This is a genomic window from Melissospora conviva, from assembly GCF_049523535.1.
GTDB classification, from domain to species: Bacteria; Actinomycetota; Actinomycetes; order Mycobacteriales; family Micromonosporaceae; genus Melissospora; species Melissospora conviva.
Genome location: NZ_JBLLDT010000001.1, coordinates 122,079 through 137,564 on the forward strand (window position 1 = coordinate 122,079; position 15,486 = coordinate 137,564).

Annotated in this window: 14 protein-coding genes and 1 pseudogene; 7 read left to right on the forward strand and 8 right to left on the reverse strand. The window is 72.2% G+C overall.

The features are described from left to right. Window positions 1–105: 105 nt before the first annotated feature. The gene (locus tag ACK8GG_RS00640) at window positions 106–1,509 is read right to left on the reverse strand and encodes an SLOG cluster 4 domain-containing protein (protein ID WP_440354501.1); all 1,404 of its coding nucleotides are present in this window, start codon (window positions 1,507–1,509) and stop codon (window positions 106–108) included. A gap of 124 nt (window positions 1,510–1,633) precedes the next feature. On the opposite strand from ACK8GG_RS00640, the gene ACK8GG_RS00645 reads away from it, so the two are divergent. Next, on the forward strand, window positions 1,634–2,062 hold the full coding sequence (locus ACK8GG_RS00645) for a DUF3151 domain-containing protein (protein ID WP_440351434.1): 429 nt from the start codon (window positions 1,634–1,636) through the stop codon (window positions 2,060–2,062). A 120-nt stretch (window positions 2,063–2,182) separates the two neighbouring features. On the opposite strand, the pseudogene ACK8GG_RS00650 reads toward ACK8GG_RS00645, so the two are convergent. Next, window positions 2,183–3,577 (reverse strand): annotated as a pseudogene (locus tag ACK8GG_RS00650) (MinD/ParA family ATP-binding protein); the annotation flags it as partial. 1,109 nt (window positions 3,578–4,686) lie between these two features. Beyond that, complete coding sequence (locus ACK8GG_RS00655) at window positions 4,687–5,811, reverse strand: hypothetical protein (protein ID WP_440355265.1); 1,125 nt, start codon at window positions 5,809–5,811, stop codon at window positions 4,687–4,689. Window positions 5,812–5,931: 120 nt separating this feature from the next. On the opposite strand from ACK8GG_RS00655, the gene ACK8GG_RS00660 reads away from it, so the two are divergent. From ACK8GG_RS00660 to purD, 6 genes are all read left to right on the forward strand, one after another. Continuing rightward, window positions 5,932–7,218 (forward strand): adenylosuccinate synthase, encoded by a 1,287-nt coding sequence (locus ACK8GG_RS00660; RefSeq protein WP_440355266.1) that lies wholly within the window; start codon window positions 5,932–5,934, stop codon window positions 7,216–7,218. 328 nt (window positions 7,219–7,546) lie between these two features. Further along, a complete protein-coding gene (locus tag ACK8GG_RS00665; RefSeq protein ID WP_440354498.1) occupies window positions 7,547–8,395 on the forward strand; it encodes a hypothetical protein in 849 nt (282 codons plus the stop codon). A gap of 13 nt (window positions 8,396–8,408) precedes the next feature. After that, window positions 8,409–9,764 carry a peptidoglycan-binding protein gene (locus tag ACK8GG_RS00670; RefSeq protein WP_440355267.1) on the forward strand — a complete coding sequence of 452 codons (1,356 nt, stop codon included), beginning with the start codon at window positions 8,409–8,411 and terminating at the stop codon, window positions 9,762–9,764. Continuing rightward, window positions 9,761–10,459, forward strand: a complete 699-nt coding sequence (locus tag ACK8GG_RS00675) for an ABC transporter ATP-binding protein (protein WP_440354496.1) — start codon at window positions 9,761–9,763, stop codon at window positions 10,457–10,459. The genes ACK8GG_RS00670 and ACK8GG_RS00675 overlap by 4 nt, the downstream gene beginning before the upstream one ends. Next, complete coding sequence (locus tag ACK8GG_RS00680) at window positions 10,456–11,688, forward strand: ABC transporter permease (protein ID WP_440355268.1); 1,233 nt, start codon at window positions 10,456–10,458, stop codon at window positions 11,686–11,688. Before ACK8GG_RS00675 ends, ACK8GG_RS00680 begins: the two co-directional genes overlap by 4 nt. A 110-nt stretch (window positions 11,689–11,798) precedes the next feature. Next, window positions 11,799–13,043, forward strand: a complete 1,245-nt coding sequence (gene purD / locus ACK8GG_RS00685; protein WP_440354494.1) for a phosphoribosylamine--glycine ligase — start codon at window positions 11,799–11,801, stop codon at window positions 13,041–13,043. Window positions 13,044–13,216: 173 nt separating this feature from the next. Here the strand turns inward: purD and ACK8GG_RS00690 are convergent, their stop codons facing one another. The 5 genes from ACK8GG_RS00690 to ACK8GG_RS00710 are packed head-to-tail and all read right to left on the reverse strand — an operon-like array spanning window position 13,217 to window position 15,431. Continuing rightward, window positions 13,217–13,618, reverse strand: a complete 402-nt coding sequence (locus ACK8GG_RS00690; RefSeq protein ID WP_440354493.1) for a hypothetical protein — start codon at window positions 13,616–13,618, stop codon at window positions 13,217–13,219. 16 nt (window positions 13,619–13,634) lie between these two features. Beyond that, a complete protein-coding gene (locus ACK8GG_RS00695; RefSeq protein WP_440351440.1) occupies window positions 13,635–14,147 on the reverse strand; it encodes an EndoU domain-containing protein in 513 nt (170 codons plus the stop codon). A gap of 1 nt (window position 14,148) precedes the next feature. Further along, window positions 14,149–14,643 (reverse strand): WXG100-like domain-containing protein, encoded by a 495-nt coding sequence (locus tag ACK8GG_RS00700; protein WP_440351441.1) that lies wholly within the window; start codon window positions 14,641–14,643, stop codon window positions 14,149–14,151. 6 nt (window positions 14,644–14,649) lie between these two features. Then, window positions 14,650–14,958, reverse strand: coding sequence for a hypothetical protein (locus tag ACK8GG_RS00705; RefSeq protein ID WP_440354491.1), 309 nt, complete (start codon window positions 14,956–14,958; stop codon window positions 14,650–14,652). Window positions 14,959–14,969: 11 nt separating this feature from the next. After that, window positions 14,970–15,431, reverse strand: a complete 462-nt coding sequence (locus ACK8GG_RS00710; RefSeq protein WP_440354490.1) for a YbaB/EbfC family nucleoid-associated protein — start codon at window positions 15,429–15,431, stop codon at window positions 14,970–14,972. Window positions 15,432–15,486 lie beyond the last annotated feature (55 nt).

Here is a 15,486-nt window from a genome sequence, read left to right on the forward strand (position 1 = left end):
GCGCGGGGGTTGCGGGCGTGCTTCCGGGCGCGGTTCGCCGACGGGCTCCGCGTCCGACCGGCTCCGTGTCCGCCCGTCGTGGGCCGGCTCGCTGCCGGCCCGCGGTCAGCCCAGGAGCAGGCGTACCGCCTCGGTGACGTCGTCGGTGAGGTGCACCGTCGGGGAGAGATCGCCGTACGGGGCGGCGGCGAGCAGGGGGCGCAGCAACGTGGCAACCGGCAGGGTCGAGGTCCAGAACTCCCGGCCGAGGAAGACGTACGCGCCGCTGGCGCCGTCGGTGCAGTAGTAGGTCTTCGTCGCCGCCTGGAACACCTCCTGCACCGTCCCCGCGCCACCGGGGGCGAAGACGATGCCGCCGCGGGCCAACCGCAGGATCGTGTCTTCCCGGATCGCGTTGGAGAAGTACTTGGCGATCCGCCCCGCGAAGAGGTTCGCCGGCTCGTGCCCGTAGAGCCAGGTCGGGATCGACAACCCGCCCTGCCGGGCCCAGTCGTGCCCCTCGCCGGCGCTGCCGGGCCGCCCGCGTCCCTCGCCGACCGCGGGGCGCCCGCGCCCGTCGCCGACCCCGGGCAGCCCGCGCCCGTCGCCGACCGTGGGGCGGGGCGCAGCCGTCGTACCGTCGGGTCCGCCTGTCATGCGGGGGTGAATGCTCGTACCGTCGGTTCCGCCCGTTGTGCGGGTGTGGTCGTTCGCTGCGCGGGCGCGGGGAAGGCCGCCGTCCGGTGACGGTGGGGCGTACCGCTGCCGGACGCGCAGCGCGACCGCGGTGTACGGGTCGGGCTCGTGGAAGTCCGGCGCGGTCGCCAGCTCGTCGATCGCGGCCTGGAGTGCCTCGGCCGGGTGGCGGGAGAGGTACGCGCCGAGGTTCGCCGCCTCCATCACGCCCGGTCCGCCGCCGGTGATGACCAGCCGGCCGGCCCGGGCCAGCTCCCAGCCCAGCACCGCCGTCTGCCGGTACGCCGGCGCGCCACGCAGCACGGCGTGCCCGCCCATCACCCCGACGACCGACTCCGGTCCGTGCTCGGCCACCCAGGCGCGGATCGTGCCGGCCAGCGCGTTGTCGATGCCGTGGTCGTGCAACCGCTGCGTGAGCGCCTCGCGGACCTCGGGCGTCGCGCCGCCGTGGGCGCGGAAGTGCTGGTAGACGCGGCTGTCGCACATCGCGTCGAAGCCACCTTCGGCGAAGCCGGCCGCCAGGTCGTCGGCGGTGTAGAGCTGCGGCGGCTGGGTCGAGTACGGCAGCGTGACGAACGGTGGCACCACGAACGCGCCGCGCCGGATCAGCTCCGCGGCGACCTCGCGGGAGGCGAACCGGCAGCCGACGAAGAGGGTGTCACCCAGGTCCACGGCGGTCAGGTCCGGCGGGTCCAGGTCGAGGCGCAGTCCCTGCACCGTCTTGCCGGCGAGCGTGCCGGCGGCGAGGTGCCGGTCGAGGTCGGCGCGGGTCTCGATCTCCAGTTCGTGGTGGGTGGAGAGGTCCAGGACATCGGCGGGTGGTGGTGTCGACACGCCGACCATCCTCCGTCAGACGGGCTCCTCCGGCACACCGGCCCCGCGGTGTAACCCGACGTTGGTCCAGGTGACAGCGGCCCCGGCCTCGCGCGTCGGGGTGGGGTGCGGGTTGAATGGACGGATGCAGAACCTGTTGCCCGAACCACCGGCCACACACCTGCCCGGGAACGACGAGATCCGTGACGCCCTCGCCACCGCGAAGAAGGCGGACACCGACGAGGCGTACGCCCAGGTCGCCGCGGCCTACCCGGCCGCGAGCGCACCCTGGGCCGCGCTCGCGGCGCGGGCCCTCGCCGCCGGTGCCACCGTCGAGGCGTACGCGTACGCCCGCACCGGCTATCACCGGGGCCTGGACGCCTTGCGCCGCAACGGCTGGAAGGGCCACGGCCCGGTGCCGTGGTCGCACGAGCCGAACCGCGGCTTCCTGCGCTGCCTCTACGTGCTCTCCCGGGCGGCCGACGCGATCGGCGAGTCCGACGAGGCGGCGCGCTGCGCGCAGTTCCTGCGGGACTGCGACCCGGCGGCGGCCGACGCGCTCTCCAGCTTCTGACCGCAGCGGTGCGTCCCGGGCTCCGTCCTGCCCGGGGCGCACCCGCATCGTCCTGCCCTGGCGTGTCCGCGTCCGCCGCGTCCCGCCCTGGCGTCTCCGCCGATCCGATCGGTCAGGGCGTCAGAGCCCCTCGGCCACCGCTGCTGCGATCTTGAGCCAGGCGTCGATGGTGGCCGAGGAGAGCTGGCCGTAGCGGATTGGTTCGCCCGAGTCGAGGAGCCGCTCGTACGGCGCGGTCAGCACCAGCCGGGTCCGGGCGGCGAAGTGCTGCTGGATCGCCGGCAGGTCGATCTCCTTGCGGGAGGCGGGCATGGAGACCACGGTGACCGCCTGGCGGACCAGGCGCTGCCGCCCGCTCTGCTCCAGGTGGTCGAGCATCCGCGCCGCAGTCTCGGCGGAGTCGTTCCGGGCCGACATGGTGACCACGAGCTGGTCGGTGGCGTCCATCGCCGCCTGCCAGTTCTGCGCCCGGACGTTGTTGCCGGTGTCCACGAAGATCAGCTTGTAGAAGCGGCTGACCACCTCGCGGATCTCGGCGAAGGCGGCGGCGGTGAGCATCTCGCCGCCGGTCGCCGACTCGTCCGAGGCGAGCACGTCGAACATCCCCTCAGCCTGCGAGCGGACGTACTGTGACAGGTCGCCGACCCGTCCCGAGGCGCCCTGGAACTGCCCCAGGTCGCGGAGCAGATCACGCACCGTACGGGAGTGGAAGTCCTGCTGGGCGCGCATCCCGAGGGTGCCCTGGGTTTCGTTGTTGTCCCAGGCCAGGACGTACCCGCCGCGCTTCTGACCGAAGGTCATCGCCAGCAGCAGGATCGCGACGGTCTTGCCGGCCCCGCCCTTGGGGTTGACGACGGTCACCTGGCGTAGGCCGCCGAAGTTGCGCCGGACCATTTCGATGTCGCGCTTGATCTCCTGCTCCTGCCGGCTCGGCGGGAGCTTGACCAACCCGATCTTGTTGACCGCCGCGCGGACACCCATCGTCGCCACCGGCTCGGCCGGCTTGGCGGCCCGGCGCCGGGCGAAGTCCTCGGCGGTCGGCGTCACCGAGTCCGAGGTCCAGTTCTGCTCGGGGAAGCCGGCGGCCGGCGGCACCCGGGTCACCCCCGGCCCTTCCTGCTGCGGCACCGGCGTCACACCCGGATGCGGCTGCTGCGGCCAGCCTGCCGCGCCGGTCTGCTGCTGCCAGCCAGGGGTGCCCTCCTGCTGCTGCCAGCCCGGGGCGCCTTCCGGCTGTTGTTGCCAGGCGGGGGCGGTCGGCTGCTGCCAGGCGGGCGGCTGTGCCACGGGCGCGCCGTAGGTGCCGGCGGCCGGACGCGGGCCCGACGCCGGATCAATCGGCACCGCAGCACCGCTCGCGGTGGCGCCGGACGTCGCCGGACCGGACGGGGAGGGCTGCGGGGCGGGCGGTGTCGGCGGGCCACTCCAGGCGGTCACCGAAGCGACGCCCTGCACCCCGGCCGCCGGACGGGCTCCGGGTGGGGTCGCGGTGCCACGTGCCGTGAGAGCAGGCCCTTCCTGGCCTGCATCGGCGTCGGGGCCGGCGTTGACGTCGGTGGCCGGCTCGGAGACACGGTCACCCGGTACGGCGTCCGCCGCTTCCAGGTCCGCGTCGCGCTCTCCAGGGTTGTCCGCCGGCGGCGTCTGCTCGGCGCTCAGCGCGGCGGACGGTCCGTTCTGCGGCGGGGCGCCGGGCGCGGCCACCTGAGGCTGTGGCGCGATTCCAGGCTGCGGCGCCGTGCCGGGCACTGGCGCGATTCCGGGCTGGGACGAGGGCTGCGGGTACGCCGGCGTCCAGCCGGGCCCGGCCCCGTACGGGGGTTGGGGCGCGCCGGGGGAAGGCTGCGGTACCGGGGCGGAGCCCTGCGAACGGGGCGGCGTGGACCAGGCGCTCGGCGCTGCCGGTGACCATCCGGGCTGGCCGGGCACGGGCTGTCCGTGCTGTCCGGGTTGGCCAGGTTGCCCGTACTGGCCGGGCTGTCCGTACTGGCCGGGCTGGTCAGGCTGGCCGTACTGACCGGGCGGGCCGGCCTGTCCCGGCTGGCCAGGTTGCCCGTACTGGCCGGGCTGTCCGTGCTGGCCAGGCGGGCCGTACTGGCCAGGCGGGCCGTACTGGCCAGGCGGGCCGTACTGGCCGGGCGGGCCGTACTGGCCGGGCGGCGGATACTGGCCGGGCTGGCCGGGCTGGTTGTACGCCCCGGGCTGGCCAGGCTGGTGGTACTGCCCGGCCTGCGAGGGCGCGCCAGGTTGGTTGGGCACGCCAGGCTGGTTGGGCACGCTGGGCTGGGTCGGCATTCCGGGCTGGTTGGGCACGCCGGGTTGGACAGGTGGGATGGGCAGGCCGTGCTGGTCGGACGGGCCGGAGTGCGCGGCGAAGGGATCCGGGGCGGCCGGTGGGTCGCTTTCATCCCAGAATGGCTCGATGTCCCGCGTCGGCACCGACGAAGTGTCCGGCTCCCGGTCAGCATTCTTTTCCACGGTTCCTCCCCTCCCGAGCCCCGAGGATATGCCTCCGCATCGAAGCGGGCCCGGTGGCGTCCCCGTCCTGTTCGTCCCCGGGGCGGACCGTCGGGACGGCGCAGCAGCTGCGTGGTGGTCGGATCAGGCGGTGCCGTGGCGCCGGTTCAGCCGGTGAAGACCGCCCAGGCCTGCGGTTCGATCCACCAGGAACGCTTGCGGTTCAGCGTCGCCTCGACCCCGTCGTCCAGGTACGGCACGTCCGAGTCGCGGGGAATCACCGCCACGGCCCGGCCGCTCGCCCGTCGGACCTCGAAGCGCATCCGCTTGCGTCCCCAGCGGCCACGGGTGACCACCGGCACCGCCACGGCCACGTCGATGCGCCCGTCGGCGGGGTCGGGGTCGGTCAGCAGCGGCAGGCCGTCGAGGCGGGCGTACCCGTCGGCGTTGCCGACGGCGCAGGCCAGCAGCGGCTCCTCCCCGGTGGCGAGGACGGCGTCGTCGACCTCCACCCGGCCGCGCCAGTGTAGAGGCCGGCCGGACTCGTCCGCGGCGCCGAGCAGCGCGCCGTCGAGCGTCACCGAACCGCCGTCGTTGCGCAGCAGGTCCAGGCGGCGGGTCCGTCCGGCCAGGACGGCGGCGGCGACCGCGGCCGGCTCCCGGGGCAGGCCGAGCTGTGCGACCAGGTCCCGCTGGGCGCCACCGCGGTCGGGGTCCAGCGGCAGGATGCCGATCGGGGGCAGGTCCGGAACGGTGCGGTTGCCGGCGAGATCGTCGGGGCGGCGGCTCGGCGGCGGGGCGTACCGGCGCACCATCCGGCGCAGCACGGCCCGCAGCTGGGCGTCGCTGCCGGTGGCGATCACCAGGCGGGTCTTGGAGTCCGGGTCGGGGAAGGTCAGGCCGTCGGGGCGGGGCGGGCCGTCGAGGCGGGCCAGCACCTCGTCGATCTCGGCGTCGGAGTACGCGGTGACGGTCTCCACCCGGGCGCCGGCGTCGGTCAGCGCGTCGGCGCAGCGCAGCACCGGCACCCGCGGCGGGTCGCCCGGGCCGGCGTCGTCGCCGCAGATGGTCGTGTCGCCGGTCGCGCAGGCCGGGGCCGGGGAGGTGTCGTCGGTCGCAGCGGGGTCTGCCGACGTCTGAGAGGGCGCTCCCGCGCTCGCGGGCGCCTCGCCGGGGGAGCCGGTGGACGTGTCGCCGGTGGCCGGCGCGGCGCAGCAGGCGCCGCCACCGCTGCCGCAGCCGGCCGCCGCTCCCCGCTTTGTCGCGAGGGTGAGCAGCACCACGTCGTACACGGCGGCCTCCTTGGACCATTCTCACGGCCCGCGATGGCCGACCGTGACCTCTTGTTAACCTGCACCTCGGGCTCGCCGCACGGTCGCCACCCGGCACCCGAGCCCCCTGGAGGCGAGAAGATGCCAGCGATCGTGCTCCTCGGCGCTCAGTGGGGCGACGAGGGCAAGGGCAAGGTTACCGACCTGCTCGGCGAGCAGGTCGACTACGTGGTGCGTTACTCCGGCGGCAACAACGCCGGGCACACGGTGATCACGCCGGACGGCCAGAAGTACGCGCTGCACCTCATGCCGTCGGGGGCGCTCTCCCCGAGCGCGATGATCGTCATCGGTAACGGTGTGGTCGTCGACCCGAAGGTGCTGCTGGAGGAGATCGACGGCCTCGCCGCGCGCGGCGTGGACGTTTCCCGGCTGCGGATCTCCGGCGACGCGCATCTGATCATGCCGCACCACCGGGCCCTGGATAAGGTCACCGAGCGCTACCTCGGCAAGGCCAAGATCGGCACCACCGGCCGCGGCATCGGCCCGGCGTACGGCGACAAGGTCGCCCGGATGGGCATCCGCCTGCAGGACCTGCTCGACCCCGGCATCCTCCGCAAAAAGCTGGAGCTGGCGCTGCGGGAGAAGAACCAGACCCTGTTCAAGGTCTACAACCGCACGGCGATCGACGTCGACACGGTGATCGCGGAGTACCTGGAGTACGCCGAGCGGCTCACGCCGTACATCGCCGAGACCCGGGTGATGCTCTGGGACGCCCTGGACCGCGGCGAGAACGTGCTGCTGGAGGGTGCCCAGGCGACCATGCTCGACATGGATCACGGCACCTATCCCTTCGTGACCTCCTCCAACCCAACCGCCGGCGGCGCCTGCATCGGCGCGGGCATCCCGCCGACGGCCATCACCAAGGTCATCGCGGTCAGCAAGGCGTACACGACGCGGGTCGGCTCCGGGCCCTTCCCGACGGAGCTCTTCGACGCCAACGGCGAGCACCTCCGCAAGATCGGCCACGAGTACGGCACCACCACCGGCCGGGAGCGCCGCTGCGGCTGGTTCGACGCCGTCGTCGCCCGGTACGCCTGCCGTCTCAACGGCGTCACCGACCTGGTCATCACCAAGCTCGACGTGCTCACCGGCCTGGAGAAGGTGCCGATCTGCGTCGGCTACGAGATCGACGGCAAGCGCTACGACGACATGCCGATGACGCAGACCGCCTTCCACCACGCCACCCCGATCTATGAGGAGCTCGACGGCTGGTGGGAGGACATCACCAAGGCCCGCACCGAGGATGACCTGCCGGAGAACGCCCGCCGCTACATCGCCCGCATCGAGGAGATCTGCCGCACCCGCGTCAGCGTCGTCGGCGTCGGCCCCGGCCGCGAGGAGAACGTCGTCCGCACCCCGCTGATCTAGCCCTCCGCGTACGTCACCGGCCCGCTCTCACCGCGAGAGCGGGCCGCTTCGCGTTCCGCCCCCGATCGCGCCCGGTGCTGCGGGGCTTGTCACGCGCCTCGGCGCGCCCCCGCGGGTCGCGTGAACGTCCCCCATGGACATTCGATCTTCGCCTATCCTTCCGGCAGTCGATGTGTCCGGGGATGACTCGGCCCGCGAACGAAAGAGGACCATGATCCGGCGACCTCGCACGTACGCGTTCCTGGCGATCTCTGCGATTCTCCTGACCGGCTGCACTTCGAGCGGGACAACCTCGCAGGAGGACGCTTCAGGTGAGGGCGATACTGCGGTGGTCAAGTTGGATCCGCTGGCGGGCGGTGAGCCGCCGCTGGATCAGTCGATTGTCGCGGCCGCGGATCCGACGACCGTTTCCATGCCCCTCATGGCCCACGCGATGGGCGACGCGAAGATTCGGCTGGTGAACCGGGCTCGGATCGTCGTCGGCGACAAGTGCATGAGCGAGTTCGGCATTTCGCCGACCCCGGGCTGGAATGCGGAGGGCGCAATCCCTGCCAATCCCTATGCGAAGTACGGCGTGTGGGATGAGAAGTCGGCCGCTGCCTTCGGCTACGACAGCCCACCGGTGACGGAGGACGATCCCGACTTTTTCCGCTTTGGCGCCGACGGGCAGAGTGTCTGGTGGGGGCAGGTGGACACCTACCAGGGCCGTCCGGTTCCCGAAGGCGGCTGTGCGGCCAGAGAAGTCGAGGCGGTCATGGGCGATTTCACTTTCGAAATGGTCGACGGCAACGGCCGGGTCGATCTGGAGAAAGAGGCGCTGACCCGCGCGACCCAGGACAGCCGAGTGGCGCCCCTGCTGGATGCGTGGCGCAGCTGCATGAAGGAAGCAGGCTGGGACTACGCCGACCCGCAGGCGCCGTTCGGGTACTGGCACGACAAGCGTGGCAGCAACAAGCACCAGGCGGTCATCAGCGACGAGGAGAAGCGCAGCGCTGTCACCGACGTCGAGTGCAAGAAGTCGACCGGTCTGCTGGGCACCTGGATCGCGGCCGAGGTGGCATACCAGAAGGTGCTCATCGAGCGCGACTGGGAGACGTTGCGGGTCTACAAGCAAAACCTCGACGCGCTCGTCAAGCGTGCCAACAAGGTGCTCGCGGAAGCAGGCCAGCATCCGTAGGAAGGTCCGGTTCATGGGTGGCAGTGCCGGCGAGACGCCGAAGGCGCCCCTCGATCGGAGCCGGCGGCGGCTTCTCGTGGTCGTGGCGGTCGCGTTGGTCGTCGCGCTCCTCGGTGTGCTCTCGCCGCTCTGGATCAGGTCCCCGCAGCAGTTGGCGGCGGAGGCCGCGCCTCCGCCGCCAACGGTGCTGACCGCCCCGGTGGAGCAGCGTGTCCTGCGGGACACCGTTGTCGTTCGCGGCGAGGTGCGGCCGATGCAGTCGGTCGAGGTGACCCCCGGCGTACGAGGTGAGGGCGCCGCGATCGTCACCGCCGTCAAGGTGCGGCCGGGGGACCGGATCAAGGCGGGGGCGGTGGCGCTGGAGGTGGCGGCCCGGCCGCTGATCGTGCTCCCCGGCCGGACGCCCGCGTACCGGGATCTGAAGCCCGGCGCCCAGGGCAAGGACGTCGCGCAGTTGCAGGTGGCACTGCGCAAGCTCGGTTATCCGACCGCCGACCCGGCGGGCTGGTTCGGCGCCGGCACCAAGGATGCACTGACCCGCTTCTACGCCGACCGGGGCTACGAGCCGCTCCCCACCACGGAGAACGACCAGCAGCAGGTGGACGAGGCCGAGCAGCAGGTCGTCGCCGCCGAGCGGGCCGTGGTCGATGCTCAGGACGAGGCTCGCGAGCTCGCCCGTACGCCGGGGACGACCCGGCAGCAGCGGTCGGCCGCCGCCAAGAACGTAACGCGGGCGCAGGAGGATCTGACCCGGGCCCGCCAGCGGCTGGCCGAGGTCCGGGAGAACACCGGCCCGATGTTGCCGCAGAGCGAGTACACCTTCCTGCCCTCGTTTCCGGCGCGGGTGGACGCGATGACGGCGGCGGTCGGCTCGGAGGTGGTGGCGCCGCTGATCACCTTCGCCGCGGGCGAGTTGGTCGTGCGGGCCACCCTGACCGAGGCGCAGCGCGCAGTCTGCGAACCGGGGCAGGCGGTCGAGATCGCCGGCGACGAAGGGCTCAACGCCGACGGGGAGATCACCTCGATCGGCCACGAGGAGCCCGCCGATCCAGCCGGCGGTAACGGCGCGCCCCCGTCCGGCGTGTCACTGCTGGTCACCCCGGCCTCCCGGCTCGATGCCAAGGCCAGCGGGCAGAACGTGCGGCTCACCATCGAGACCGCCTCCAGCGGTGGGGCGGAGCTGGTGGTGCCGGTGACGGCGCTCTACGCCGCCGCCGACGGTGCGACCTATGTGACGAAGCGCGACGCCGAAGGCCGGGAGCAGCAGGTTGTGGTCGTGCCGCGGCTCAGCGCCCAGGGCCATGTGGCCGTGACCGTCCCCGACGGCCGGCTCCAGTCCGGCGATCTCGTCACCATCGGGCTCGCATGAACCCCGAACCGCTGATCCGGCTGGAGCAGGTGGCGCTCACCTATCCCGGACCGCCGCCGGTGCCCGCCCTCGCGCCGACGGACCTCACCATCCATCCCGGCGAGTACGTGACGGTGGTGGGACGGTCAGGCTCCGGCAAGTCGACCCTGCTGAACATCCTCGGGCTCATCGACCGTCCCACCGCCGGCAGTTACCTTTTCGGCGGCGTGGACACCGCGACGATGTCGCAGGCCCGGCGGACCTCGCTGCGGGCCAGGCGGATCGGACTGGTCTTCCAGGCGTTCCACCTGCTGTCGCACCGCACGGCGGAGGAGAACGTCGCCCTGGGCCTGCTCTACCGCGGGGTTCCCCGCGGCGAGCGGCAGCAGGCCGCGCGGGAGGCGCTGGCCCGCGTCGGGCTCGGTGATCGCACCCGGGCGCTGCCGATCGAACTCTCCGGCGGCGAGCGGCAGCGGGTCGCCATCGCGCGGGCGCTGGTCGGACGCCCGGCGCTACTGCTCTGCGACGAGCCGACCGGAAACCTCGACTCGACGACCGCCGAAGGGGTGCTGGACCTGATCACCGAGCTGCACGACGCCGGGCTGACCGTCATCATGATCACCCACGACCGGGGGATCGCCGAGCGGGCGCAGCGGCTGGTCTCCATCACCGACGGCGTCCTCACCGAACAGCTCGGCCGGGCGGGCACGCGATGACCGGCGAGCCCGAGGAGAGGAGCCGGCTGCGCGCGGTCGACCTGGTTAACGAGTGCCTCGCGGGCATCCTGCAACGCCCGGGGCGCACCGTGATGACCCTCTTCGGCATCGTGCTCGGCCTCGCCGCCTTCGTCGCCATCCTCGGCATCACCGCCAGCGCGCAGGGCCAGATCAGCAAGAGCTTCACCGAACTCTCCGCCACCGAGGTCCGGGTCGAGGACCTGACCGTGACCGAGCCCGACTTCGCGGGCACCGCCTTTCCGGCCGACGCCGAGGAGCGGGTGCTGGCGATCGACGGCGTACGGCACGCCGGGGTCTACTGGGCCGTCCCGGCGAACCGGGTCGGCGCCGTGACCGCCGTCGAACTGCCCGGTGGCCCGTCGCAGAGCGCGATTCCGGTGCTCGCCGCCTCGCCGGGACTGCTGAGTGCCGTACGGGGAGAGCTGGGGCAGGGGCGCGCTCTCGACGCGGCGCTGGACAGACGGGCCGAACGGGTCGCCCTCCTCGGCGGGGTCGCGGCCCGGCAACTCGGCATCACCCGGCTCGACAACCGGCCGGTGGTGATCGTCGGGGGAATGCCCTTGACCGTGGTGGGGATCGTCGACCAGGTCGAACGCAGCCCCGAACTGCTCGCCGCGGTCTGGGTGCCCCGCGGCACGGTCGAGAAGCTCTGGCCGGTGGCGGTCGACCCGGGCCAGCCACCTCAGATGATCATCGACACCGAGCTGGGCGCCGCCGAGATGGTTGCCCGGCAGGCGCCGCTGGCACTGCGGCCAGACGCCGCCGAGCGGCTGCGGGCAAGCGCGCCCCCCGACCCCAGTGCGCTGCGCGAAAAGGTCGACACCGACCTCTCCGCGCTCTTCCTCGCCCTGGCCGGGCTCAGCCTGCTGGTGGGGGCCGTGGGCATCGCCAACACCACCCTGGTGGCGGTCCTGGAACGGGTGCCCGAGATCGGGCTGCGGCGGGCGCTCGGCGCACAGCGCCGCCACATCGTCGCCCAGTTCCTCACCGAGAGCACCCTGCTGGGGCTGATCGGCGGACTGGTCGCGACCGGCGCCGGAGCGGCGACCGTCGTCGGCGTCGCGCTGACGCAGCAGTGGTCACCGATCCTCGCCCCCTGGACGGTGCTCGTCGCACCCCTGATCGGCGGACTCACCGGGCTGCTCGCCGGGCTCTACCCGTCGGTGCGCGCCGGCCGGATCGAGCCGGTGGTGGCGCTGCGCGGCTGATCGGTCCCGCCGGCGCCGCCCGGCTGATCCCGGCCCGCCGGTATCGACCGGCTGACGTGCCGTCGGTGGTGCCGCGCGGCCGGCCCGTCCCCGGTGCGTAGGATCGCGGGGTGCGCGTACTTCTCCTGGGTAGCGGTGGTCGTGAGCATGCGCTTGCGCTGGGCCTGGCCGCCGACCCCAACGTCGAGCAGTTGATCGCCGCCCCGGGCAACCCGGGCATCGCCACCGTCGCGGACCTGCGGGACATCGACCCGGCCGACGCGCAGGCGGTGGTCGCCCTGGCCGTCGAGATCGCCGCCGATCTGGTGGTGATCGGGCCCGAGGCGCCGCTGGTCGCCGGGGTCGCCGACGCCGTACGCGCCAAGGGCATCCCGGTCTTCGGCCCCTCGGCGGAGGCCGCGCAGCTGGAGGGCTCCAAGGCGTTCGCCAAGGAGATCATGACGGCGGCGCAGGTGCCGACCGCCCGCGCGTACGCCTGCACCACGCCGGAGGAGGTCGCGGCGGCGCTGGACGACTTCGGCGCGCCGTACGTGGTCAAGAACGACGGTCTGGCCGCGGGCAAGGGTGTCGTGGTGACCGACGACCGCGCCGCCGCCGAACGGCACGCAGCCGAGTGCGGGCGCGTGGTGATCGAGGAGTACCTTGCCGGCCCCGAGGTGTCGCTCTTCGTGGTGACCGACGGGCAGTCGGCGGTGCCGCTGCTGCCCGCGCAGGACTTCAAGCGCGTCGGCGACGGCGACACCGGCCCGAACACCGGCGGCATGGGTGCGTACGCGCCGCTGCCCTGGACCCCGCCCGGTCTGGTCGCGCAGGTGATGACCGAGGTCGTGCACCCGACCCTGGCCGAGATGCGCCGCCGCGGCACGCCCTTCGCCGGGCTGCTCTACGTCGGCTTGGCGATCACCGCCGACGGGCCGAAGGTGATCGAGTTCAACGCCCGCTTCGGCGACCCGGAGACCCAGGTGGTGCTGGCGCTGCTGGAGACTCCTCTCGCGGGGCTGCTGCGCGCCGCCGCCACCGGCACGCTCGCGGTGCACCCGCCGCTGCGGTGGAGTGCCGGCGCGGCCGTGACCGTGGTGGTCGCCTCCGCGAACTACCCGGCGACCCCGCGCACCGGCGACGAGATCACCGGCGCCGAGGTGCCGGGGATCATCCACGCCGGCACTCGGGAGACCGACGACGGGCGGCTCGTCTCCGCCGGTGGCCGGGTGCTCTGCGCGACCGCCACCGGTGCCGATCTGAACGCCGCGCGCGAGGCCGCGTACGCGCTGGTCGACGGGGTGACGCTCGACGGGTCGCACCACCGCCGCGACATCGCGCTCGCCGCCGCCGAGGGGCGCATCACCCTGCCGTAGCGATGAACCGACCCACTTCCGCCGTACCCGGCGCTCGGTCCTGCGGGCGCAGGGGCTGCGCCGACGGCGCACCGGTGGTGACTCGTCCGGAGATGGAACGGGCGTACGTCCGTATCGACAACCTCCTGGAGCTTCCGGGGCGGCTACGGGCCTTGCGCTGAGCCGTGGATCGATCAGAAGAGCCGGCCCCGGTAGGGGTGCGGGCGGTTCCAGGACCGTTCCCAGTCGGCGAGGTCCGCAGGAATCCGGGAGGGCTCCGGGAGCTGGCGCCAGTAGTCCTCGGCCGCCTGCCGGACCTCCGCCAATGAGTAGGTGCCCTGCTGGTCGTCCAGGATGGTGTTCTGCACCGTCACGCCGGAGGTGGTGACGGTGCAGTGGAAGGCCTCGCCCTCCCACTCACCGTCGGAGGACCGACCAGCGGCAGCGTCGTCGACGAGCGCCAGCAGGTCCAGGCACTGGTACGGGGAGTTCCGCAGTTCCATGACGAACCAGACCCCGAGGGGGACGTAGCGGTTGTCATCGGCGCGGTAGGCCGGGAAGCCGCTCTCGTCGGTGTAAAAGCTGATGAAGCTCACGTGGGGGTCCTTTTGTCTACAGGTACGGGAAGCCGTGTTTCAGTGCTCCGGTCGTCTGGTCGTAGTAACCCATGACCCGGACACCGTTCACGGTCGACTCCCAGTGGCCGTCGGGGAACTTGGTCGCCGTGCGGAAGGCGTCGGTGACGGCGTTGTCGACCTGTTGCGGCGTCCAGTGATCCGGGAAAAAGGTGCTCCGGCCCTGACCGACCTTTGGCACCCACTGGCCCGGTGGGTCCTTGTAGAACTCTACTTTCGCCTCGTACACACCGGTCGTCGGATCCCGGCGCACGACCTGGGTGATCCGGCGGTCGGCAAAGTCCTCACCGCCGGGACGGTAGTGGTAGCCCTTGCGGTTCTCGCCCTCCATCATGTGCCGTAGGCGCTCCGGCGTCATCCGATCCGGTGCGCGGCGCTTCGCCTCCCGCCCGTCCTGCCTGCGGAGATACCGCAGGGCGGCGCGAATCAGCTTGCCGCTCTTCTTGCGCCCACTGTGTTGTGGGGTGGTGGCCGCCGGTGTAGTGGTCATCTCATCCGTCCAGCAACATCCAGAGGACCTCCTCGATCAGAAGGCCGACGATGGTTCGGCAGATTTGATGGAAGACGGGTATCAGCGAAAGCGACGCGCCGAAGGTGGCCACGGACGCGGCCACCGCCTGGGCGATCTGGATCGCCAGTACGACGAGCTGCGCGATCACCGCGATCTTCAGCGACAGGACGATCGTCGCGCAGATGATGAGCCCGCTGCCGGTGAGCAGAGCGGCGGTGGCGCCATCGGCAAGCGTTGCCGCCGGACTGTCCGGGGCGGACCACCAGCTCCGGAATGCCTGGATGTCACTGCCCTCGTTGCCGGTCCAGACCGTGGCAGCACCGGAGCCGGCCTCGGCGACCACGCTGTCGATGGTCCCGGCGAACCCGATCCATGCCTGGCCCAGTTCGAAGAGCCTGGTCTCGTCGGCCTGCGGCCAGGTGTAACCGAGGATGTCGAGCAACGACGTGAGCTCGCCAGGAAGTTGAAGCCCCATAGCCGCCTACTCCAGGACGTTCCGCAGGGATGCCAGACGCTCGGTGATGGCGCTCTCGGCAGCGTCGTACAGATCCCCCATGGTGCCGAGGTCCTCTCCCGCGAAGGTGATCTCGTCGAGGGCGCTCTGATAACACTCGAACGCGTACGAGGAGACCTCCTCGTGGGCGACCCCGATGAGCGACCCGATGTCGTCGTGACCCCACGGCTCTCCGAAGGAGGAGAGTTGAGCACGGAAGCTCGACAACTCCGCCGAGAAGCGGGCAGTGATCGCTTCAAGTTGCTGTCCCGACGTGCGCAGGCTGTCGGGATCCACGTGGAGGCCGCTCATTTTCCGCCCTGCCGGGCGATGCGTTCCTGCACTTCGATCAGCGCGGCGTTCTGCGCGCGGAACTGATGCAGGGCATTGGCCTGCACCTCTCGTAGCTGCTCCTCCAGCCGGGCAAGGTCGGGTGCGACGCTCGTGGCCGCGGCCTGGCTGCGCAGGTCGGCAAGTGCGGCGTTGACGGCGTTGCTGATCTCCTCGGCCAGGACCTCCGTGCCGAGACGGAGCGCCCGCGGTTCGATCACCAGCCCGGTGATGTGGCCCGGCGACTCGGCGGTGACATGCACCATGCCGTCGGCGCCGCTGCCGTTTCCCTCGATGGTGACCGGTTCAGGCCTGGGTGCCGCGCTGCCGTCCGCGCCGATGGAGTTGAGCACCGCCATCGCCCGGTCCAGCATCTGACCCATGCCGGCCGCGCCGAAAGGATCTGTCATCGGGTTCTTCCTCACGCTCGCCGTCAGCACGATCGATATGAGCGAAGTTCGATGTTACGCGGCCGTGGTCCGTGTGTCCGCCCTC